Origin of the sequence: Couchioplanes caeruleus (assembly GCF_003751945.1) — a bacterium.
Lineage (GTDB): Bacteria > Actinomycetota > Actinomycetes > Mycobacteriales > Micromonosporaceae > Actinoplanes > Actinoplanes caeruleus.
Map to the genome: position 1 here is coordinate 6,362,229 of NZ_RJKL01000001.1, position 21,149 is coordinate 6,383,377.

Annotated in this window: 16 protein-coding genes; 12 read left to right on the forward strand and 4 right to left on the reverse strand. The window is 71.2% G+C overall.

Translation table 11 applies throughout. The features are described from left to right. Positions 1-142: 142 nt before the first annotated feature. Positions 143-4,363, reverse strand: coding sequence for a GH92 family glycosyl hydrolase (locus EDD30_RS28650; RefSeq protein ID WP_211277753.1), 4,221 nt, complete (start codon positions 4,361-4,363; stop codon positions 143-145). A gap of 147 nt (positions 4,364-4,510) precedes the next feature. Continuing rightward, entirely contained in the window at positions 4,511-5,368 is an 858-nt protein-coding gene (locus EDD30_RS28655) for an arginase family protein (RefSeq protein ID WP_071804892.1), read from the reverse strand. Positions 5,369-5,500: 132 nt separating this feature from the next. Between EDD30_RS28655 and EDD30_RS28660 the strand changes: the two genes are divergently transcribed. The 3 genes from EDD30_RS28660 (at position 5,501) to ligD (ending at position 7,917) form a co-directional block, all read left to right on the forward strand. Beyond that, complete coding sequence (locus tag EDD30_RS28660) at positions 5,501-6,535, forward strand: LacI family DNA-binding transcriptional regulator (RefSeq protein WP_071804855.1); 1,035 nt, start codon at positions 5,501-5,503, stop codon at positions 6,533-6,535. 64 nt (positions 6,536-6,599) lie between these two features. Beyond that, a complete protein-coding gene (locus EDD30_RS28665; protein ID WP_123678556.1) occupies positions 6,600-6,953 on the forward strand; it encodes a hypothetical protein in 354 nt (117 codons plus the stop codon). Between the two features lie 4 nt (positions 6,954-6,957). Beyond that, positions 6,958-7,917 (forward strand): non-homologous end-joining DNA ligase, encoded by a 960-nt coding sequence (gene ligD, locus EDD30_RS28670; RefSeq protein ID WP_071804857.1) that lies wholly within the window; start codon positions 6,958-6,960, stop codon positions 7,915-7,917. A gap of 6 nt (positions 7,918-7,923) precedes the next feature. Here the strand turns inward: ligD and EDD30_RS28675 are convergent, their stop codons facing one another. Continuing rightward, the gene (locus EDD30_RS28675) at positions 7,924-8,505 is read right to left on the reverse strand and encodes a 3'-5' exonuclease family protein (protein ID WP_071804858.1); all 582 of its coding nucleotides are present in this window, start codon (positions 8,503-8,505) and stop codon (positions 7,924-7,926) included. 367 nt (positions 8,506-8,872) lie between these two features. Here EDD30_RS28675 and EDD30_RS28685 point away from each other — a divergent pair, with 367 nt between their 5' ends. Further along, on the forward strand, positions 8,873-9,322 hold the full coding sequence (locus EDD30_RS28685; RefSeq protein ID WP_071804860.1) for a hypothetical protein: 450 nt from the start codon (positions 8,873-8,875) through the stop codon (positions 9,320-9,322). A 153-nt stretch (positions 9,323-9,475) separates the two neighbouring features. Here EDD30_RS28685 and rnhA read toward each other — a convergent pair whose 3' ends face one another. Next, positions 9,476-9,937: a ribonuclease HI gene (gene rnhA, locus EDD30_RS28690; RefSeq protein ID WP_071804861.1), complete on the reverse strand. Its 462-nt coding sequence runs from the start codon at positions 9,935-9,937 to the stop codon at positions 9,476-9,478. Between the two features lie 485 nt (positions 9,938-10,422). Between rnhA and EDD30_RS28695 the strand changes: the two genes are divergently transcribed. From EDD30_RS28695 to EDD30_RS28730, 8 genes are all read left to right on the forward strand, one after another. Then, positions 10,423-11,337, forward strand: coding sequence for an ABC transporter ATP-binding protein (locus EDD30_RS28695; protein WP_071804863.1), 915 nt, complete (start codon positions 10,423-10,425; stop codon positions 11,335-11,337). A gap of 20 nt (positions 11,338-11,357) precedes the next feature. After that, on the forward strand, positions 11,358-12,158 hold the full coding sequence (locus tag EDD30_RS28700) for an ABC transporter permease (RefSeq protein ID WP_071804894.1): 801 nt from the start codon (positions 11,358-11,360) through the stop codon (positions 12,156-12,158). An 806-nt stretch (positions 12,159-12,964) separates the two neighbouring features. Beyond that, positions 12,965-14,482 (forward strand): sugar transferase, encoded by a 1,518-nt coding sequence (locus EDD30_RS28705; protein WP_244945434.1) that lies wholly within the window; start codon positions 12,965-12,967, stop codon positions 14,480-14,482. An 87-nt stretch (positions 14,483-14,569) separates the two neighbouring features. Next, positions 14,570-15,403, forward strand: a complete 834-nt coding sequence (locus EDD30_RS28710) for a phosphatase PAP2 family protein (RefSeq protein ID WP_071804865.1) — start codon at positions 14,570-14,572, stop codon at positions 15,401-15,403. Positions 15,404-15,408: 5 nt separating this feature from the next. Then, a complete protein-coding gene (locus tag EDD30_RS28715) occupies positions 15,409-16,341 on the forward strand; it encodes a glycosyltransferase (RefSeq protein ID WP_244945651.1) in 933 nt (310 codons plus the stop codon). A 178-nt stretch (positions 16,342-16,519) separates the two neighbouring features. Beyond that, on the forward strand, positions 16,520-18,454 hold the full coding sequence (locus EDD30_RS28720) for an NHL repeat-containing protein (RefSeq protein WP_211277754.1): 1,935 nt from the start codon (positions 16,520-16,522) through the stop codon (positions 18,452-18,454). A 98-nt stretch (positions 18,455-18,552) separates the two neighbouring features. Further along, positions 18,553-20,241, forward strand: coding sequence for a hypothetical protein (locus tag EDD30_RS28725; protein WP_071804869.1), 1,689 nt, complete (start codon positions 18,553-18,555; stop codon positions 20,239-20,241). Next, positions 20,234-21,148: a glycosyltransferase family 2 protein gene (locus EDD30_RS28730; protein ID WP_071804871.1), complete on the forward strand. Its 915-nt coding sequence runs from the start codon at positions 20,234-20,236 to the stop codon at positions 21,146-21,148. Before EDD30_RS28725 ends, EDD30_RS28730 begins: the two co-directional genes overlap by 8 nt. The last annotated feature ends 1 nt before the right edge of the window (position 21,149 follow it).

Below are 21,149 nucleotides of genomic sequence, written 5' to 3' on the forward strand. Positions count from 1 at the left end.
CCGCGGCGCTTCTGTCAGTGGATGGTCAGGGTCGGGCACGTCGTCCCGGGCAAAGGCCCATTGGTAGTCCGTGTCAGGCATGTCGGCTCAGGCAAGAGCGGATCCGTAGTCCGTCGGTCTCTGACTCCGGGGACTGCGGCGTTCAGAGTGGGGCGCATTGGCCCAGGCGAGGGCCGGTGCCGGCGGGCGGCAGGCCGTTGCTGACCGGCGCCGGCCGGTTGCCGGTGCAGGTGAGTGGTCCGTTGATCGTGCCGGCCGCGACCACCGTCGCCGTACGGTTGTCGAGCAGCGTCACCGGCCCCTTGACCGCGGACGCCTCCAGCAGGACCGGGCCGGAGCCGGTCACCGTCACGGGGCCCGCGACCGTGGCGCGCAGCAGCGAGACCGTGCCCGCGCCGGTGGCCGTGACCGCCGCCCGCAGGGTCGCGCCGGAGACGTACAGCGACGCACCCTTGGCGACCGTCACCAGCCCTGTCACGGTCGCCCCCCGCGTGATGCAGGTGACGCCCGACTTCACCGAGACCGCGCCGACCACCTTGTCGGCGATGGTGGTGGTGCATGTCGGCACCGGCGTGCCGAGCAGCTCGATCTCGGCCAGCGTCGTGCTCGCCTCGCCGGTGTTCGCCAAGACGTCGAGCTTGTAGTGCGCATATCGGCCCGGCTTCGCGATCTTGAACGGCCGGGTCTGCAGCCGCCAGTCGAACGTCTGGTCCTTGCGCTCGTCGATCGTGGTCCAGGTGGTGCCGTCGTACGAGCCGGAGAGTTTCCACGACGTGGGGTCACCGGCCACCGCACCCGAGGTGAGCGTGTAGTAGTCGGCCCGCTCGCCCGAGGAAGAGAAGTCGTACTGCCACGTGCCGACGACTGCCCGGGTGCCGGAGGTGTCGTCCACCAGCGCCGGGTCCGACGACGTGCCGCGGCCCGGGCCCGTAAGGTCGCGCATCGGACCGGCTACCGCGTCTCCGGTCGTGAGCGACGGCGGTGCGTCGTCCTTCCCGGTGCCCCAGGCGGACGGCGACGCGCCCATCTCGAAGTCCAGCACCGCGCCGTCCGCCAGCACCGAGTGCGGCAGCGACGTCGACCTGTGCGCCTTGCCGTTGACCTTCAGCGATTGCACGTACACGTTGCGGGCGCTGTTGTCCGGGGCGTTGACCACGATCTTCTTGCCGCCGGGCAGGTTGACCGTCGCCCTGGTGAACAGCGGCGAGCCGATCGCGTACGACGGGCTGCCCATCCGCAACGGGTAGAAGCCGAGCGCGCTGAAGATCTGCCACGCGCTCATCTCGCCGTTGTCCTCGTCGCCGGGGTAGCCCTGGCCGATGTCGCTGCCCAGGTAGAGCCGGGACAGCGCCTCGCGGACCAGCTTCTGCGCCTTGTACGGCTGCCCGACGTGGTCGTACATGTAGATGATGTGGTGTGACGGCTGATTGCTGTGGCCGTACTGTCCCATCCGCACGTCCCGGGCCTCGAGCATCTCGTGGATCGTGCCGCCGTAGGAGCCGGGGAAGCCGGCGGTCTCGGGCGTCGAGAAGAACGCGTCGAGCTTCCTCGCCAGTCCGTCGCGGCCGCCGTAGAGGTTGGCCAGGCCCTGGCCGTCCTGCGGCACGTGGAACGCCATGTTCCAGCCGTTGGTCTCGGTGTAGTCGTAACCCCAGACCCGCGGATCGTACTGCGACGGCGGCTGGCGCCACCGGCCCGCGCTGTCCCGGCCCTGGAAGAAGTCCACGGATTCGTCGAACATGTGGACGTAGTTCAGGGCGCGGTTGCGGAAGTACGCGGCCTGTTCGGCGTACGAGGAAGCTTTGGGTCCGCCCTTCTTCGCGAGTGCCTCGGCCATGTTCGCGATGCCGAAGTCGTTGATGTAGCCGTCCATGGCCCAGGACATGGCCTCGCCGGTGGCGTCGCTCGGCGTCCAGCCCTTGAAGATCGACGTCGCCAGGCCCTTGCGGCCGACGTTGGCGTTCGGGGGCGTCACGGTCGCGTTCTTCACCGCGGCCTGGTAGGCCGCCTCGGCGTCGAAGCCGGGAACACCCTTGAGGTACGCGTCCGCGAACGCGACGTCGGAGCTGGTGCCCACCATCAGGTTGGCGTATCCGGGCGATGACCACCGGGATATCCAGCCGCCGTCACGGTACTGCTGGACGAACCCGTCGACCATCTCGCCGGCCGCGTCCGGCGTCAGCAGCGCGTACGCCGGCCACGTCGTGCGGTACGTGTCCCAGAAGCCGTTGTTGACGTACACCTTGCCGTCCTTGACCGCGGCGCCGGTCTCGGTCGGCGAGCTGGCCGGGCTGGTCACCGCCGACTGCACGGTGTGCTTGTAGACCGGGCTCTGCGCGGTGCCGGTGTTCTCGAAGCCCGAGTTCGGATAGAGGAACAACCGGTACAGGTTGGAGTAGAGGGTGACGAGTTGGTCCTCGGACGCGCCCTCGACCTCGACGGTCCGCATCTTCGCGTCCCAGGCGGCCTGCGCCCTGTCGCGGATCGAGGCGAGCGTGGCGTCGGCGGCCACCTCCAGGTCGAGGTTGTGCCGGGCCTGCGCGACGCTGATCAGCGAGGTGGCGATCCGCATGGTCACGGCCCTGTCCACTCCGGCGTCGACCTTGACGTAGCCGGTGGACGGCCGGTTGCCGGTCGGCAGCATGCCGCTCGCGGTGATCGGGGCGTCGATCGTGGCGTACATGAACATCCGGGTCCAGCCCGCGGAGAGGCCGCCGCTGTTGACATCGGACCAGCCGCTGACCGTACGGTTCGCCGCGTCGATGGTGAGCCCGGCGTTGCCGTTCACGTTGTCGAAGACCAGGTTTCCGTTGTCGCCGGGGAACGTGAACTGGAACAGCGCCGCGTGGTCGGTCGGCGCGAACTCCGTCTTGATGCCGTTGTCGAAGGTGACGCCGTAGTAGTACGGCTTGGCGGTCTCGTTCTCGTGCCCGTACGCGAGGGCCCGGCTCGCGCGGCCGGCGTCCGGCGTCCCGGCGGCGGCGGACGGCATGACCTGGAACGTCTGCCGGTCGCCCATCCACGGGCTGGGCTCGTGGCTGGCCGCGAAGGCCTGCAACGTCGGACGGTTGGCGGCGTTGTTCTGGCGGTGGTACTCATACAGCCACGAGGTGGAGCCGGCGTTGGTCACCGGGGTCCAGAAGTTGAAGCCGTGCGGCACCGCCGTCGCCGGGAAGTTGTTGCCGCGGGAGAAGTCGCCCGATGAGTGGGTGCCGCGCCGGGTCTCGGCGTACTCGGAGAGGTGTGCCCGGGGCCGTGCCGGGGCGACCTCGCCGATCGTGATGTCGTCGAACCAGGCACGGAAGCTCGTCGGGCCGTCCGGTTTGTCGTACCCGATCAGGATCTTGTCGATCGTCTTGCCCCGGGCGACCGTGCCGATCCGGGCGGTCCGCTTGTTCCACTGCGCGGTGTAGAGCGTCTTCGACGCGCCCTGCGCGGCGGGGCTGACCACGACGCCGTTCTGGTCGACGGACCTGAGGTCCGACAGGTACGTTCCGTCGGTGAAGGCCAGGTCCACGGCGGTGTACGTGGCCGGGTTGCTCAGATCGTCGCGCCGGAACTCCGGCAGCACCAGGTACGACAGCTCGGTGTCGTCCGTAACCGCCACGTCGACGTCGAAGATCTTGTTGTACGAGTACCCGCGGCCCTCGGCGGTGTGCCTTCCGGCGATCTGGAACGCCTTGAGCCCGGTGTAGCCGACGCCTGCCTTGGCGGTGGGGGAGCTCGCCGGGCCGTTGCCGATCCGGCTCTGCACGGGCCCGGCCGGCGGCGGGGTGGTGTTCGCGTCGGCGAGTTCGAGGTCGGCGAGCTGGGTCAGGTTGCCCGACGGGTGTCCCGTGACGGAGAGGCGGTAGATCCGGAACGAGGCCGGGTTCGCCACCGCGAAGGTCTTCGTCTGGAACCGCTGGTCGAAGGCCTGCCCGGCGCGGGTGTCCACGGTGGTCCAGGCGCTGCCGTCGGCGGAGCCCTCCAGGGTCCAGTCCCGGGGGTCGCGCTCGGGGGCGTCGTTCGCCGAGGTGAGGGCGTACTTGACGACCGTGGCCGGCGTGTCGAGGGTGTACTGCGCCCAGCTCGTCGGCGTGTCGACCAGCCACTTGGTGGCCGGGTCGCCGTCGTTGAGGTTGGTGACCCCCTCGTTGGGGTTCGGCTGCGCGTTCGCCGCGATGGCGGTGACGTGCTCGCGCAGGCTGCCCGGCATGCCGGCGGTGACGCCGCCGTCGACGCCGTGGCTGCGGTCGTCGCCGTCGTCCACCGTGTCCGTCCAGGCGGGCTGGGGATCGCCGGACTCGAAGGACGATCGGAACGAGGTGGCGGCCGCGGCCCGCGCCGCGCCACCGGTCGCGACGGTCGCCGCCGCGGCTATGAGACTGACGGACAGCAGGACGACACTCCATCGTGGCTGGCGCATGCCGACATCGTCACGTGCAACTGCGTCGATGACAAGGTTTTCCTGACATCGATGTCAGGACGGCCGGACGGGCCGCGGCGGTGAACCCGGCCGGTCCTTCCGCTATGCCAGCGCGGCGGCGAGGGCGTCGACCAGCGGCGTCAGGCCGATCTCCGGCGGCACGTGGTCGGGGTTCACTCCGGTCACCGCCATGCCGGCGAACTGCGGGCTGGCGACGAGCACCGACAGCGTCTCGACCAGCTCCTGCAGGGTCAGGCCCTGCGCCTCGGGCAGGTCGGCGAACGGCGCCTGCGCGAACGCCAGGACCGCCACGTCGAGGTGGACCACGAAGCTCTGCGCCATCGCCTCCGCGGCGAAGCGGGCCCGGGCGGCCGCCTTCGCCGGCCCGGTGCGGACCTCGTTGCCCGGCACGTAGGTCAATCGGAGGCGGTCCACCAGGTCGCGTTCGGGATCACCGTACGGACGGTCGAACCCGTACGCCACCAGGCGCTCCGGAGGCACCGAGGCGACCGCCGCCACCATCGGGTCGCAGCCGGGCAGCCCGAGCAGGTGGGACAGGACCATCGCGCCGAGGCTGCCGTGCGGGCTGGTGTCCGGCGTGCCGAGGCCCGGGCTGCCGGCGACATGGACCAGCGCGGGACTTCCCGTCGCCGCGACAAGGCCCAGCATCACCGTGGCGTCACCGCCGAGCACCAGCGGCACGCCGGGCGCGGCCGCGATCTCCTTCGCCAGGTCGGTGGCCACCTGGACCACCGGGCCGGCGTTCTGCGCCGCCGGGCGCGACAGGTCCGGCCGCCAGCGGAAGCCGGGCACGTCGCCGAAGTCGTTCACGTGCCGGCCGCGGTCGTCGAACGCGGAGAGCAGGCCGGCGGCGCGTAACGCCTCCGGTGCCCGCTCCACGCCTGGGGTACGCGCACCCGCACTGGACGGCGCGCCGATCACACTCCACCGGGGAACCATGCGGCCCATGCTGCCTGATCGACGGCCGACTCGGCACCTGGAGGTGGGTGATGGCCGACATCGATGTCATACTGCTGTCCTTCGGCACCTTCGACCACTCCTTCGACCACTCCTTCGACCACTCGGAGCACCATGTCCGCACCCCGGGCCGCCGGCGAGGCCGTCGACAACCCGCGCCGTCCCACGCTCACCCAGGTCGCCGAGCTGGCCGGCGTGAGCCTCAAGACCGCGTCCCGGGCGCTGAACGACGAGCCGAACGTCGCCGAGGCCACCGGGGCCCGGGTGCGCCAGGCCGCGGACCTGCTCGGATACCGGCTCAACGGCATCGCCCGGGAACTGCGGCGGGGTGCCACCTCCGCGCTCGTCGGTCTCGTCAGCGGCGACCTGGCGAACCCCTTCTACAGCGCCGTCGCCAGCGGCATCGAGCGCGAGCTGCGCCAGCACGGGCTGCAACTGGTGACCGCCAACACCGACGAGGACGCCGAGCTCGAACGGGCCCTGGTCGAGGCGTTCCTGGAACGCCGGGTGCGCGCCCTGCTCGTGGTTCCCAGCGGTGACCGTCACGAATACCTGGCGATCGAGGGCAACCGCGGGGTGCCGTTCGTCTTCCTCGACCGCCCACCGGACGGCCTCGAGGCCGACGCGGTGCTCATCGACAACGCGGGCGGGGCCCGGGCGGCGGGTGAGCACCTGCTCTCCCACGGTCACCGGCGGATCGCGCTCGTCGCCGACCTGGCCCGGATGGCACCGCAGCGCGGGCGCCTCGACGGCTTCGTGCAGGCGATGGACGCGGCCGGGAACGACCAGTGGCGGCCCTACCTGCGCACGGACGTGCACGACGTGCACCGGGCCGAGGAGACCGTACGGGAACTGCTCACGCGGGACCCGCCGCCTACCGCGCTGTTCACCACCAACAACCGGCTGACGACCGGCGCGCTGCGGGCGCTGCGCGGCCATCCCGCGGCACCGGCGCTGATCGGCTTCGACGACTTCGACCTGGCGGACGTCATCGGCACCACGGTGGTGGCGCACGATCCCGTCGCCATGGGACGCGAAGCGGCGCGGCTGGCACACCGGCGGATCAGCGGCTTCGGTGGCCCGGCTCAGACGGTGATCATCCCCACGGAGGTGGTGGCCCGGGGCAGCGGCGAACGCGCTCCGGCCTGACGACGCCCGCACGGGTGACGCGCTCGACGGGCGCCGTCACGCCGGCTCCCTTAGAGTGCATGACGTGACGCTGGAGATCGAGGGACCGCCGCTGACCAGGGGCGCCGTCGTGCACCGGACGGCGCAGGAGAAACGGGACGACCGGCGAGCCGCGGCCCGGCGTACGGAAGCCGCCCTGCACGTTCTGCTCGTCACCCTCGTCTGGCTCGTGTCCGTGCCGTTCCTTCTGGGCTGGGCGCTGCTCGGCCCCGAACGCTCACCCGGCACGCTACTCTTCGCCGCGCTGCTGACCGTCGTGCTGCCGTTCTCCGGGGCGGTCATCGCCACCCGCAACGGGCTGTACTTCACCGGCGGCGCCTACGCCATGCTGACCCTCGCCATGGTGCTTCCCGCGATCAGCATGGTGCGGGCAGGATGAGGCGATGGCGGCCGAGAAGGAAGAACGCGACGGCGTACCCCTGACCAACCTGGATCAGGAGCTCTTCCCGGACGCCCGCGCGACCAAGCGTGATCTCGTCGACTACCTCGACGCGGTGCGGGACAGGATGATCCCGGTGCTGCGCGACCGGCCGCTGTCCGTGGTCCGGGTGCTGCGCGGCCAGGACAAATTCGTCCAGAAGAACCTGCCCAAGTACACGCCGGAGTGGGTGGCCCGCACCAAGGTCTGGGCCGAGGCGTCGCACCGCGAGGTCCTGTACGCCCTCTGCAACGACCGCCGCACCCTGCTCTGGTTCGGCAACCAGCGCGCGGTCGAATACCACCCCACCCTCATGACGGTCGCGGACCCGGACCGCCCGACGCACCTCATCATGGACCTCGACCCGCCGGAGGGCGGCGCCTTCGACCTCGCGGTACGGGCCGCCCGGCTGGTCCGGCAGGCCCTCGCCGACGTGGGCATGGACGGGGCGGTGAAGACCAGCGGCGCCAAGGGCGTCCACGTCTTCGTCCCGCTCGACGGCGGCGCCGCCACCATCGACGTGGCCGCGGCGACCCGGGCGGTGGCGGCCCGCGCCGAGCGGCTCGACCCCGCCCTGGCCACGACCGCGTTCATCCGCGAGGACCGGCACGGCAAGGTGTTCCTCGACGCGACGCGCTCCGGCGGCGCGAGCGTGGTCGCCGCGTACAGTCCGCGGGTGCGCCCCGGCGTGCCCGTGTCGTTCCCCGTGGCCTGGGACGACCTCGACGACGTGACACCCGCCGACTTCACCGTGCACACCGTGCCCGGCCTGCTTGGCGACGCCGACCCGTGGGCCGCGACGATGCCGCGGCCGCAGCGCCTCGACCCCGGCCTCGTCGAGGAGGGCCACACCATCCCGGTGGCCCGGGTCGCGGCGATGCACGAGGGCAAGCGGCGGGCGCGGGCGCGCCGGTCGGCGGGCTGACGCCCGTCACTGCGCCGCGCCGGACCACGCGACGAGGCTGCAGAAGAGCTCGGCCTGCTCGAGCGCGTCGTCGAGGGCATGATGCGTGTGCGCACGTCCGCTGAGCAGCTCCGCCGGCATCGATCGCTTGCCGACCGACCGCACCGGCCGCCGCGCCTTGAACGCGAACAGCGTCTTCATGTCGACGTGGCCGGAGTGGCCGAAGGGCGAGCCGCCGGTGAACCGCACCTGGTACCAGTATGTGAACATCCAGTCGAAGCCGAGCGGATAGCCGACGAAGACCGGGCGGGCCCGGTGCCGCCCGGCCAGTTCCGCCAGCCACGCCACGTTCTCCGCCATCGCCACCGCCGGGGCGGCCCCTGTGCGGGCCAGCGCCGCCCGGTCCAGCCCGGAGACCGCCAGGGCCTCGGGGACGAAACCGGGCGAGATCGGCTGCAGCTCCCGGTAGAAGGTGTCGGGTTCGAGGCGGCGGAAGGTGGTGCCGTCGTACGTCGCGGCCGTGGCCATGCCCAGCGACAGCATCGAGTACGGGCCGGGGATCGGGCCGTCCGCCTCGATGTCCGTGGAGATGTACAGATCGGTCGGCACCCGACGAGCTTAGGTCTCGTCATTCACCAGCGGCGCACATGAACGGCACAAGAGACTGACTCGGCGGCGACCGAACTCGCCACCGTGACGGGAAGCGTGCAGGACGGCTTCAAGGCGACGCTGACCATCGCGGTCGACCCGTCCGGGAAGGAGACCGGCGGGGGAGCGGCTCCCGGCGGCGCGCCGCCGTCAGGCGGTCCGGGCGGTCCCGGTGGTACGCCGCCGTCAGGCGGTCCGGGCGGTGGCGGTCCCGGCGGTCCTCCGCCGTAGGGTTTCCCGCGCCGTAGCGAACCTTTCCTGTCGACCGATCGGGGTACGTCAAAAGGGCTATAGCTCCCGGTCTATGCCCTTGGTGAGAATCTGTCGCATGGCCGCCCCCGGACACGACGCCCTCCTGATCTCGCTCCTCGCCGCGTGCACCGCCTGCATCGGGTACGCGGTGGGCCGCCTGCACCAGTGGTATCGCACCGGCCTGGACCGCGATGAGGCCTACCGGGACGGTTACGAGACCGCCACCCGCAGCGTCTTCAGTACGGCGGCGCGCCTGATCGGTCCCCGCCGGGAGGCCCGCGGCACGGCGGCCGTGCGGTCCGCGACGGTCGCCCCGGCCGCGCCCGCCGACGGCGGACGGCATCTCGTCCCCGACGAGCTGGTGCAGGCGGCGACCTACCGGTTGGCACCTGACCGGGTCGCCCGGGCCAAGGTCCCGGGTGCGGCGTCCGCCGCCGCCGACGACGAGGCGGCGGACGCGGCATCCGGCGACGACGGGCAGGAGACGACGCGGCTGCGATCCGTCCCGCGGCCACGTTCCTCCTGAAGCCGTCCCGCGCGGAGCGCGACCCCGGCCGCTGCCGTGCGTGTCAGGCCCAGTGGGGTTTGCCGGCTGGCGCCGGTGGCTGGTGCGACGGGCATTCCGGCTGGCGTCGGTGCCTGGTGCGACGGGCTTTTCCGGCTGGCTCGGGCGTCCGGCTCAGCGGGTGGCCAGGGCTTCCTGGAGGCCGCGGGCGGCGAGGCGGTCGGCGCGCTCGTTCTCCGGGTGGCCGGCGTGGCCCTTCACCCAGTGCCACTGCACCTCGTGGCGGCGCACGGCCGCGTCGAGGCGCTGCCAGAGGTCGACGTTCTTCACGGGCTGCCGGGCCGAGGTCAGCCAGCCGTTGGCCTTCCACCGGGGGAGCCACTTCGTGATGCCGTCCCGGACGTAGATGCTGTCGGTGTAGAGCAGAACTGGCAGCGGCGCACGGGTCAGGCTCTCGAGCGCGCGGATGGGCGCCATCAGTTCCATCCGGTTGTTGGTGGTCGGCGTGGCCTCCCCGCCGCAGAGATCCTTCTCCCGGGTGCCCCAGCGCAGCACGGCACCCCAGCCGCCGGGCCCGGGATTCGGCACGCAGGCTCCATCCGTGAAGATCTCCACCGCCGTGACCGAGCCCGTCATGGGCAGCACCCTACCCAGCGTTCCCGGCTGGCCGCGGCGGTGGCCACCCGCGGCACGCCGCGGTCCTGGACATCCGCGGCACGCCGCCTGCTTCGTGCGATTCCCGCGGGTGCCGGTTGCTGTGCGCCGCGCGCCGGTCGCTGGGAGCCGCGCCGGTTGCTGGGAGCCGCGGGCGGTGGCGTGGAGCGCGGGTTGATGTCAGGCCGCCGGCTCGGGGGCCTGCGTGACGCGGACAGGCTACCGGGGGGAACCGGTCCGGGCCGGCGGCCTGCCCCCGCTTTCCGCAGCGTATGGGAGCGCTCCCACCGCCGCAACCGGCCATGTTCGCGCAGTCTGTGTCGTTCTCCCTACCCGCCCGAAGGTCTGCTTCGTCGATGCCGCGGAGATTGCGGCCGCCCGTTCGACCCGCCGGCGCACGCAGGACGTGGGCCACACCGGCCGGAGGCCCGGTGGCGCCGTCTTACCCAGCCAGTACAGTTTCGTCCATGGTCGAGGCCGCCGTCGAGGTGCAGGACGTCGTCGTCAGATACGGCGATGTCACCGCCGTCGACGGGGTCTCCCTGACCGTCCCGCGTGGGTCGATTCTCGCGCTGCTGGGCAACAACGGCGCCGGGAAGACCAGTTTGCTGCAGGTTTGCGAGGGTTTCCGCGGCCCGGACGGCGGCTCCGCCCGGGTGCTCGGGCTCGACCCGATCGCCGACCACGATGCCCTGATGCCGCGCCTGGGCATCATGCTGCAGTCCGGGGGCGTCTACCCCTGGGCGACCGCGGGCGAGATCCTCCGGCTCTTCGCCTCGTACGCGGCAAATCCGCTCGATGTGGACATGCTGCTCGACCGCCTGGGCCTGCGGAAGTTCGCCAAGACCACCTTCCGGCGCCTCTCCGGCGGCGAACAGCAGCGACTCTCCCTCGCCGTCGCCCTCGTGGGCCGCCCCGAGCTGGTCTTCCTCGACGAGCCGACCGCCGGCATGGACGTCGGGGCCCGGCAGACCACCTGGCAGCTCGTCGACAGCCTCCGGGCCGACGGGGTGTCCGTGCTGCTCACCACCCACCTGCTCGACGAGGCCGAGAGCCTCGCCGACCACGTCGTCATCATGGACAACGGCGTGGTGGCGGCGACCGGCACCCCCGCCGAGCTGACCGCCGCGGCCGGCATCGACCTCCTTCAGATACGCGCGGATCCCGCCCTTCCCGTTGCCGCTCTGGCCGCCCGCCTCGACGCCACGGTCGCGGAGAGCTCCCCAGGCGAGTACACGGTGGCCGGCACCCTCGACACCGAGGTGATCGCGGCGGTGCTGGCCTGGTTCGCCGAGGCCGGAGCCCAGGTGACCGCGGTCAACACCCGCCGCCGCACCCTCGAGGACGTCTACCTCGCCCTGACCGCCGGAGCGACCCGATGAGCAGCCGCCGGAGCGACCCGATGAGCAGCAGCAGCAGCAGCGAAAGCAGGCCGGCGGGCGCGGGCAGTGGCGTGTTCGCCCCGGCGCCCGGCCGCGCGCCCCTGCGGGCGATCCTGCGCAAGCAGATCCGGATGGAGTTGCTCCTGACCGCCCGGCGCGGCGAGGCGGTGGTGCTCGCCATGGGCGTCCCGCTGCTCGTCCTGCTCGGCGCCGGCCTCACCCGCGCGACCAACCTGCCCACCGACGACCGGCTCGGCTATGTCGTCCCCGGCGTCCTCGCGCTCACCGTCATGTCCACGGCGTTCACCGGGCAGGCGATCACCACCGGCTACGAGCGCAGCTACGGCGTGCTGAAGCGGCTCGGCGCCTCGCCGCTGACCCGGCCCGGCCTGCTCTTCTCCAAGACCGCGGCGATCCTCTGCCTCGTCGGTCTGCAGACGTCGGTGCTCGCCCTGGTCGGCGTCGCCGCCGGCTGGCGTCCGGAGCTGTCCCTGCTCCTGCCCGCCCTCGGCGTCACCGTCCTGGCGACGGCGGCCTACTGCGGACTGGCCCTGCTCATCGCCAGCCTGCTCCGCCCGGAGACGGTCACCGCCGCGGCCACGTTGATCTACGTTCTGATGCTCGCGGCCGGCGGCATCATGTTCGCGGCACCGGATCTGGGTGCGGCGGGTCACTTTCTGCTGCCGCTCGCCGCCCACGCCGAGGCATTGCGGAACACGCTCACCAACGGCGCGGCCGTGCCCGGCACGATCTGGCTGAGCCTCACCCTGTGGGCCGTCGCCGCCCTCACCGGAGCCGCCCGCAAGTTCCGCTGGGAGTAGCGGCCAGCGCGGGCTCGCCCCCTACGCGATGATCGTGCTCGGCCGCGAGTCGCGCGGTCCCCAGCGGGCCCGAGGGAGATCGAGGCAGCGGCGCGCGGTGCGGGATCGCGCCGGCGAGGCGCGGTGCGGGGACCGAAGCGGCGACGGCCGGTGCGGGGTCGAGGGATGACGCGCCCGGGGTTGCTCACGGTGACCACCGGTGGACTCCTCGCGTCGAGCGGTAGGGACGGTGTCTCGCCTGGCGGCGCCTCCGGCGGTTCTCCCCGTTGGCCGAATCGGATCATAGTGCGCCATGCCGGGCGCATGCCGATGCCTCGATCGCTGTCAAGTGGGCCGATCGGCGGCGGGGTCTCACGACCGGGTGGTTTGGTCCAGTACGGACGATCGACTTCTCGTCCAAGATCATATGAGCCACGCGCGTGCGCTCCGCGGTGGGTGCGTCACGGTGCGGAATCGCGGTTTCCCGTACCGGACAAATGACGGCTGCCAATACGGAGGAAACGGTCAAATATTGACGGCGATGTCAAGTCTTCCGTCACTCTCGGTTTGCCTGGTAGTTTGTCCGTTGTAGAGCTGAGTTCACCTGCAATGCACAGGATGCGCCGCACGGCGGCATCCGAAATTTGCGGACGGCCCAAGTAAAGATTGCGACACGCGGGGTCGGCTTTAACCAGATCCTCGTCTAGCGTTCACCGCCTAGGCGTCCTTGCGCTTGTTTGTTGTGGGCCAAGGGGTGGGGGGCGTGGAAACGTGGTGTGCGCGAAATTGCCGAGTGGGCGTGGGGTCTCACCGGAGGCAGAGGCGTCGTGACAGCGACGGGAATGACGGCGGGCAACGCCGATACCCAGGACATTCCGAAAATTTCAGACTACCCGGACGTCGGCGACAGGGATCTCGGCGACATCTGGGGACGAGGGCAAGCCGACCGATGGGTCTGGGAGGCGCGCTACGTCAAGCTGCTCCTGGTCGTCGACTTCGGAGCGACGCTGGTGGCCACCCTGGCCGCCTTCGTGCTGCGCTTCCAGGGCGCCGCGTATGCGGACTGGTATCTCGTGCTTTCCGCGCTCATCCCGCTGCTGTGGGTGGGCCTGCTGGCGCTGACCCATGCGTACGAACGGCGCGTCCTGTTCGTCGGCGGCGAGGAGTATCAGCGCGTCCTGCGCGCCGGCGTACGCCTGACCGTCGGCATGGCCCTGGTGTCCTACGTCGCCAAGGCCGACCTCGCCCGCGGCTATCTGCTCATCGCCCTGGTGCTGACCACCGTTCTGTCCCTGTCCGGGCGTGTGGTGCTGCGCAAGATCCTGCACCGCGCCCGCCGGAAGGGCGCCTGCATGCACCGGGTTCTGGTGCTTGGTCACGCGCCGGCGGTCGCGCAGCTCACCCGGCAGTTGCACCGGCGCTACCACCACGGCTTGCAGGTCATCGGCGCCTGTCTGCCCGCCGACCAGCTCGCCGGGGCGTCGCACCTGGTGGAGGTGCCGGTGTTCGGCGCCCTCGGCGCCGCCGCCAACTCGGCCGCCGCGGCCGGTGCCGACACGGTCATGGTGCTGTCGTGTCCCGAGCTCGACGGTCCCATGCTGCGCCGGCTCGCCTGGGAGCTGGAGCGCGACGACATCGACCTGATCGTGTCGTCCGCGCTCGTGGACACCGCGGGCGACCGCATCACGGTGCGCCCGGTGGACGGGCTGCCGATGATGCACGTCGAGCACCCGCGCCTGTCCGGCGGCCGGCGGTTGATCAAGTCGGTCTTCGACGTCTCGGTGTCGGCCCTGCTGCTGGTGCTGGTCGCGCCCGTCTTCCTGGCGATCGCGCTGATCATCAAGCTGGACACCGGGGGGCCGGTGTTCTTCCGGCAGGTCCGCGTCGCCCGGGGTGGCGAGATGTTCCGGATGGTGAAGTTCCGGACGATGCACACCGACGCGGAGGCGCGCGTCGCCGCCATGCGCGAGCAGAACGAGTTCTCCGGCGTGCTGTTCAAGATCCGCGACGATCCGCGGGTCACCCGCTCCGGCCGCTGGCTGCGCCGGTATTCGCTGGACGAGCTGCCCCAGCTCATCAACGTGCTGCTGGGTGAGATGTCGCTCGTGGGGCCGCGGCCGCCGCTGCCCAGCGAGGTCGAGCAGTACCCGCAGGACATGCGCCGGCGGTTGGTGGTCAAGCCCGGCATGACGGGGCTGTGGCAGGTGAGTGGGCGCTCGGATCTGTCGTGGGAGGACTCGATCCGGCTGGACCTGCGGTATGTGGAGAACTGGTCGTTCACGGTGGACCTGGTCATCCTCATGCGGACCGCGATGGTGGTGCTGCGGGGCGCGGGCGCGTACTAGACGCGCCCGGCCTTCGAGAGGAACGTGCGGTCGGGACGCCGCAGATGTGGGGACAGTTCGGTGGTATTGCTCTATTTCATTGCTGGCTTGTCGGTCATCGTCCCAGCGGTGGCCGGGCCGCTGCTCGCCTACGGGCCGGGCCGGCGGCTGGCCCGGGGACGCCTGGTCACCAAGACCGGGGAGGCGGCCGCGGGGCTCGTCGTGACGCTCGGGCGGCCCGTGACGGCGCTGGCGTTCCTGCTGTTCTGGGGCGCGGTCATCACCGCCGTCTTCTGGCCCGTCGGCCTGCTCGCCCACAGCCTCGAGGACGCGATCGACTGGCCGGTGCTCCTGTGGGTCACCGAGCGGCGCAATCCCACCTTCGAGGAGTTCAACTGGTTCTACACCGCTCTCGGTGACCGGGACCCGCTCAAGAAGGTGGTGGTCGTCGCCGCGGTCGTCTTCGCCGTGCTGTGGCGCCGGCGCTTCTGGATCCCGCTGGTCGCGATCCTGATCAGCTTTCCGTTCGAGCAGTACGTCCAGGCGATCCTGACCGGCATGGTGGACCGTGGTCACCCGCCGACCGGGCTGGGGTCGTACCCGTCGGGTGGCATCGCGCGGGTCGTCATGACCTTCGGGGCGATCGCCCTGTTCATCGCGCTCACCTGGAAGCTGAGCCGCCGCTGGCACGTGGTGTTCGGCACCGTGGTGTTCGTGCTGGCGGCGTACGAGGGCTACTCGCGGATCTACACGCAGAAGCACTGGATCACCGACGTGATCAGCGGCCTGACCTTCGGGCCGGCCCTGTTCCTCGGTTACGCGGTCGCCGTCTGCATCCTCGCCGGTCGCTATCCGCGCCCCGGGCCCGAGGTGGTCGCGGCGGGAGAGGAGGCCGGGGAGGGCGCCGGCGAGCAGCGGCCGGAGGCGGTGCCGGCGGCGTGACGACCATGCTCGTCGCCTCGACCGGCGGCCATCTCGCGGAGCTGTACGACCTGGCTCCGCGGCTCGGCGTGGGGACGCGGCGGTGGGTGACGTTCGACAGCCCGCAGAGCCGCTCGCTGCTCGACGGCGAGGATGTCGCCTTCGTCCCGCCGGTCACCAGCCGTGACATGACCGGAGTCCTGCGTGACCTGGCGGTGGCGCGGCGGATGTTCAGGGCCGAGCGCTACGAGCACGTCATCAGCACCGGCGCCGCCGTCGCCATGGCGTTCTTCCTGCCGGCCACCGCGGCCGGGGTGCGGTGCTCCTATATCGAGAGCGCCACCCGCACCGCCGGCCCGTCGCTCACCGGCCGCCTGGCGGCGCGGGTGCCCCGGGTCGGCCTCTACACGCAGTATCCGGGGTGGGCCGCCGGCTCCTGGCGCTACGGCGGATCCATCTTCGATGCCTTCGAGGCCGAGGTGAGGGCCGAGCCGCCGCCGATCCGCAAGGTGGTGGTGACCCTCGGTACGCACGCGCGGTACACGTTCCCGCGCCTGCTCACCCACCTTGTCGGACTCTTGCCATCGGAGTGGGAGATCCTGTGGCAAGTCGGCTCGACCGTCATCGATGCGATGCCCGAAGGGGCGCGACGACAGGTGCCGATCACCGAGATGCGGCAGGCTTTGGCGGAGGCGGACGTCGTCATCTCCCATGCGGGTGTCGGCTCCGCCCTGGCGGCTATGCAGGCCGGCAAACGTGCGTTGTACGTCCCCCGGCGTAAGGCGTACGGCGAGCACATCGACGACCATCAGGTCGAGATGGCTCGGGAACTGGAAGGCAGAAAACTGGTTGTGGCCCGCGAGGCACAGGACGTCACCCTCGCGGATCTCGAGACAGCCGCAGCCTGGTCGGTGCGGGCCGCCCCCGGCGTCGCGCCGTTCCGGCTCGTACCGCGGTGACGATGCGTCCGTGCCATGTCCCCTGTGCACGGTTCAAAGAAAAAGGACGCGGTCTTCGTCCGTACGGTCGATAGCGCGCTGCTCGCCGGAGCACCAGGCTGCGTCAATCCTTAATTTTTTATTAGGAGGGCTCGTGTCCCTGAAGCGTCGACTCCGGCCGCGGCCGCTCACCAGGATCCTGGTGCCGGCCGTGGTGACGAGTCTGACGGTCGCAATGACCGCCATTCCGGCGAATGCCGTGAACGTACCCCCGAGTGAAGCGGCCAGCATCGTCGCGGCGAGCCCTGCGGACAACACCCCGCACGCCCAGAACGGCAGCATGCGGGCGTTCGCACAGATTGGTAACACTGTCTACGCGGGTGGATCGTTCACCGGCGTCAAGGCGGCCGGTGCCACCTCCTGGTCGCCGCTGAGCAACCTCATCGCGTACGACGTGACGACGGGCGCGATCAAGACCGGTTTCACCCCGGAGCTGGACGGCGCGGTGCAGACCCTCGCGGTCAGCCCCGAGGGCAAGCTGATCGTGGGCGGCAGCTTCGGCACCGTCAACGGTGTCGCCCGCAAGAACCTCGTCGCGCTCGACCCTGCGACCGGCGCGACGGTCGCCTCCTGGGTCGGCCGCAGCGACGGCGGCGTCGTGCGCCGCGCCATCGTGCAGGGCAACCACCTCTACATCGGCGGTGCCTTCCACTGGGTCAACGGCACTCAGCACTCGCTGCTCGCCCGGCTCAACGCCACCACCGGCGCGATCGACCCGACGTTCCAGATCGACGCGGGCGGAGCCCGGCCCTACCCCAACTCGACGGAGTTGGTCTGGGGCCTCGCGGTCGCTCCGGATGGTGAGACCGTCGTGGCGGTCGGCAACTTCACCTCCGTGAACGGCGCCAGCCGCAACCAGGTCGTCATGATCGACACCTCGGGTACGCCGGCCGTCGCGGACTGGAGCACCGACCGGTATGTGGCCGCCTGCTACAGCGGCACCTTCCCGTTCTACGCGCGCGACGTCGACTTCTCCGACGACAGCAAGTACTTCGTCATCATCGCCGACGGCGGGCGCAGCAACGACGCGTACTGCGACGCCACCGCGCGCTGGGAGACCGCCGACCGGGGTACGAACGTCAAGGCCACCTGGGTGGACTTCACGGGCACCGACTCGGTCACCTCCCTCGAGGTCGCCGACGGCGTGGTCTACGTGGGCGGGCACTTCCGCTGGCAGAACAACGCCAACGGGAACGACACGCAGGGTCCCGGCGGCGTCAGCCGGTACGGCATCGCCGCGCTGGACCAGCAGAACGGCGTTCCGCTGAACTGGAACCCGACCCGTTCTCCCGGCAGCCAGTTGCCGAGTGGGGGCACCAACTGGGGCCCGATCATGTGGGAGATCTGGAAGGGTCCGAACGGCCTCTTCGTCGGCCAGGACTCCGACGGTCTCGGCAACGAGTACCACGGCCGTCTCGGCTACTTCCCGGAGTCGGGCGGGCGCAACATCCCGGTCCAGGACGCGCCTCAGGCCGATGCGGGCTTCCTCTACCTGGGTGCGGGCAACGGCCAGCTCACCAAGGTCGCGTACGGTCCGGGCGGCCTCGGCACCCCGGCCGTCGTGAGCCAGCCGCAGTTCACCAACGGCCGCGCGGCGTTCGCCCTGCACAACAAGCTCTACTGGGCGAAGACCGACTTCTCGATGCCGACCGGTGCGGTCCTGAACGTGTCGATGCTGACCAACGGCACCATCGGTGCGCCGTGGGTGGGCAGCGGCTACAACTCCTGGTTCCAGGCCACCGCGATGACCGGTGCCTTCTACCTCCAGGGCCGGATGTACTACACGTCAGCGTCGAGTAACAATCTGTTCTACCGGTACCTCACGCCGGACGGCTCGGTCATCGGTTGCACTTCGTTCGCGGTCGCTACGACGGGTATCGATTGGCGCACGGTCCGTGGTATGACCTGGGTTGCAGGGAAGCTCGTCTATGGTTCCACGGACGGGAGGCTGCGTACCGTCGCGTTCGACCCGGCTGCCACCACGGCCGTCAACGGTTCGACGGCGACCGTGGTGGCCAACGGCAACACGGCGGCGAACTGGAACAGCTCGACCCTGTTCTTCGCGACGTCGTAACGAACGTAGGAGGGACCGTTCCCGGCCGGGCAGCGTCGCCTGGCCGGGAACGGCCCGTCGGACCGGACACAAGTGCAGATGTCGGGGAGAGACGACACATGGATGTGACTGATTCCGTCGCCGCGAGCCGGCAGCGGGTCGTCGGCTTTGCAGACGTCGTGAGGATCCCGCTGCGCCGCTGGCGCATCGTGGCGGCCACCACCGCGGGTGTGACGCTCGCCGTGCTGGCCTACCTGTTCTTCTTCCCGGCCACCTACAAGGCCACGGCGGTCGTCGTGCTGCGACCGGTGGTGACCGACCCGTTCACGCTGCCGTCCAGCGGCGCCGACCGGGCCATCAACATGACCGCCGAGAACGGCATCGCGCTCGGCAACGGCGTCATCGACTCGACCGCGAGCAGTCTCTCCCGCGACCCCGAGGACGTGCGCGAGGCGCTCAGCGTCGAGGTGCCCACGGGCGGCCAGGTGCTGCGTTTCCAGTACGCCGGAGACAGCGAGGACAGCGCGATCACCGGCGCCAACACCGCCGCGAAGACCTACCTCCAGGTCCGCGAGGACATCTACAAGGACCAGCGGAAGGCGCTGATCGAGTCGTACGACAGCACCATCAAGTCGGTGACCGCCCAGCGCCTGGAGGCGCAGAAGGACCTGCCGGAGGACGCGGAGTCGGGCTCGGAGATCGTGACGCCGCGCACCCAGGCCAAGCTGGACCAGGTCGGCGCGCTCAACGACCAGATCGCCCAGCTCGCCAACGCCCGTGCGAAGGTGGCCTCCGCCGACCTGAGCCCGGGCTCGATCGCCGCCGCGGCCCGCGCGCCGGTGCCCTCCAGCCACGACGCCGGAGTGCTCTACCTGGCCGCCGCGCTCCTCGGTGGCGTGCTCTTCGGCATGGTCGCCGCGCACGCGCGCGAGGCGCTCGACCGCCGGATCCGCTCGATCGACCAGGCCGCCGACATCGTCGGGGTGCCGGCGCTCGGGGTGGTCCGGGCCGCCGGCCGGCACGGTGACGCGGGACCCGCGGCCGACGCGCGGTACGTCTCCCTCGCCGTCCTGAAGTGGATCGACCGGCATCCCGACCGCCCGCTGGTCGTGCTCTCCGGGCGCGACGACGAGGGCCGCACCACCGTGTCCGGCAATCTCGCGGTGGCACTGTCCGAGGCCGGCCAGGATGTCACGCTGGCCGCCCCGGCGGAGACGCAGGAGGAGCTCAAGCGCATCCTGTTCGCGGCGCAGAAGCGGACGCCGCCGCGGCCCCGGGCCGTCCCGTCGTCCGGGGCGGCGCTCAACGGCACCGCCGTCACCGGCGGCTTCGGCCGGGACGCCGGTGCGGGCTCGGCAGGCCCGTCCGCCGGCGGCCGCCGGCACAGCTCGCCCGTGCGCCTCGCCGAGTCCCTGCCCGGGATGACCGCGACCTCCCAGGATCCCGACGCCACACTGGTCATGCGGGCGGCCGGCAACCGGCACGGCCAGGCGTCGCCGGTCGGCACCCAGCCCACCAGGTCCACATCGGAGCGCGACTCGCATGCGCCGAACGTCGTGCTCATCGGCGGCGGGGTCGTGCGGCTCTGCGCGCTGGGCGAGGAGCCGGAGACCGGCGTGGTGGTCATCGACGCGCCCGCCTCGGACACCGACGAGCGCGGCGTGCGCGTCGCGCAGGACGGCGTCGCCGTGCTGGTCGTCGCCCGGGACCGGACCCGCAACGGCGAGCTCACCCGCCTGGTGGACCGCCTGCGCTCCGCCGGCGCCCAGACTGTCGGTTTCGTTCTGACCGGAGGCCACGGTGCCTGAGCATCACCCCGACATCAGCGTCGTCGTCGCCACCCGCGACCGGCCGGGGCTGCTGGAGCGGGCCGTCACCAGCATCCTGCAGCAGGACTATCCCGGCCGCATCGAGTGCATCGTCGTCTACGACCACGTCGACGTGCGCGAGCTCAATGTCACCGCCGGGCCGGACCGCTCGCTCAAGCTCATCAACAACACCCATCGGCAGGGGCTGCCGGGCGGGCGCAACAGCGGCGTCGACGCGGCCACCGGCGAGCTGCTGGCCTTCTGCGACGACGACGACATCTGGCTGCCGGCAAAGCTGAGCCGCCAGGTGAAGCGGCTCGCCGACCCCGCGATCGGGGCGGTGAGCTGCGGGCTGCGGCTGCGTGGTCCGGGCATCGACAAGGAGCGCGTGCTCGACAGGGAGCTCGTCACGCACGAGGACTTCCTCGCCGACCGGGTGATGGAGGTGCACTCCAGCACGATGCTCGTGCGCCGCAGCACGTGGAAGGCCGCGGGCGAGGTCGACGAGGGGATCCCCGGCGGCTACAGCGAGGACTACGAGTGGCTCCTGCGCGTCTCGGCGCACACGCCGGTCGCATTCGTGCGCGAGCCGCTCGTCATCGTGGACTGGCACGGCGGCTCGTTCTACTTCGGCCGGTGGGCGACGATCGTCGAGGCGCAGCGCTACCTCATCCGCAAGCACCCCGACCTGGCGGACAACCGCGCCGGTTTGGCCCGGCTGCGCGGACAGATCGCGTTCGCACTCGCCTCCGGCAACCGGCGCCGCGAGGCCGTGCGGGAACTGGCGGCGGTGGTCCGGCTCAACCCGCGGGAGAAGCGCGTGCTGGTGACCGTGCCGGTGATCCTGCGGCTCATGACCGGCGAGTGGCTCCTGCGGATGGCGCAGAAGCGCGGCAAGGGGATCTGAG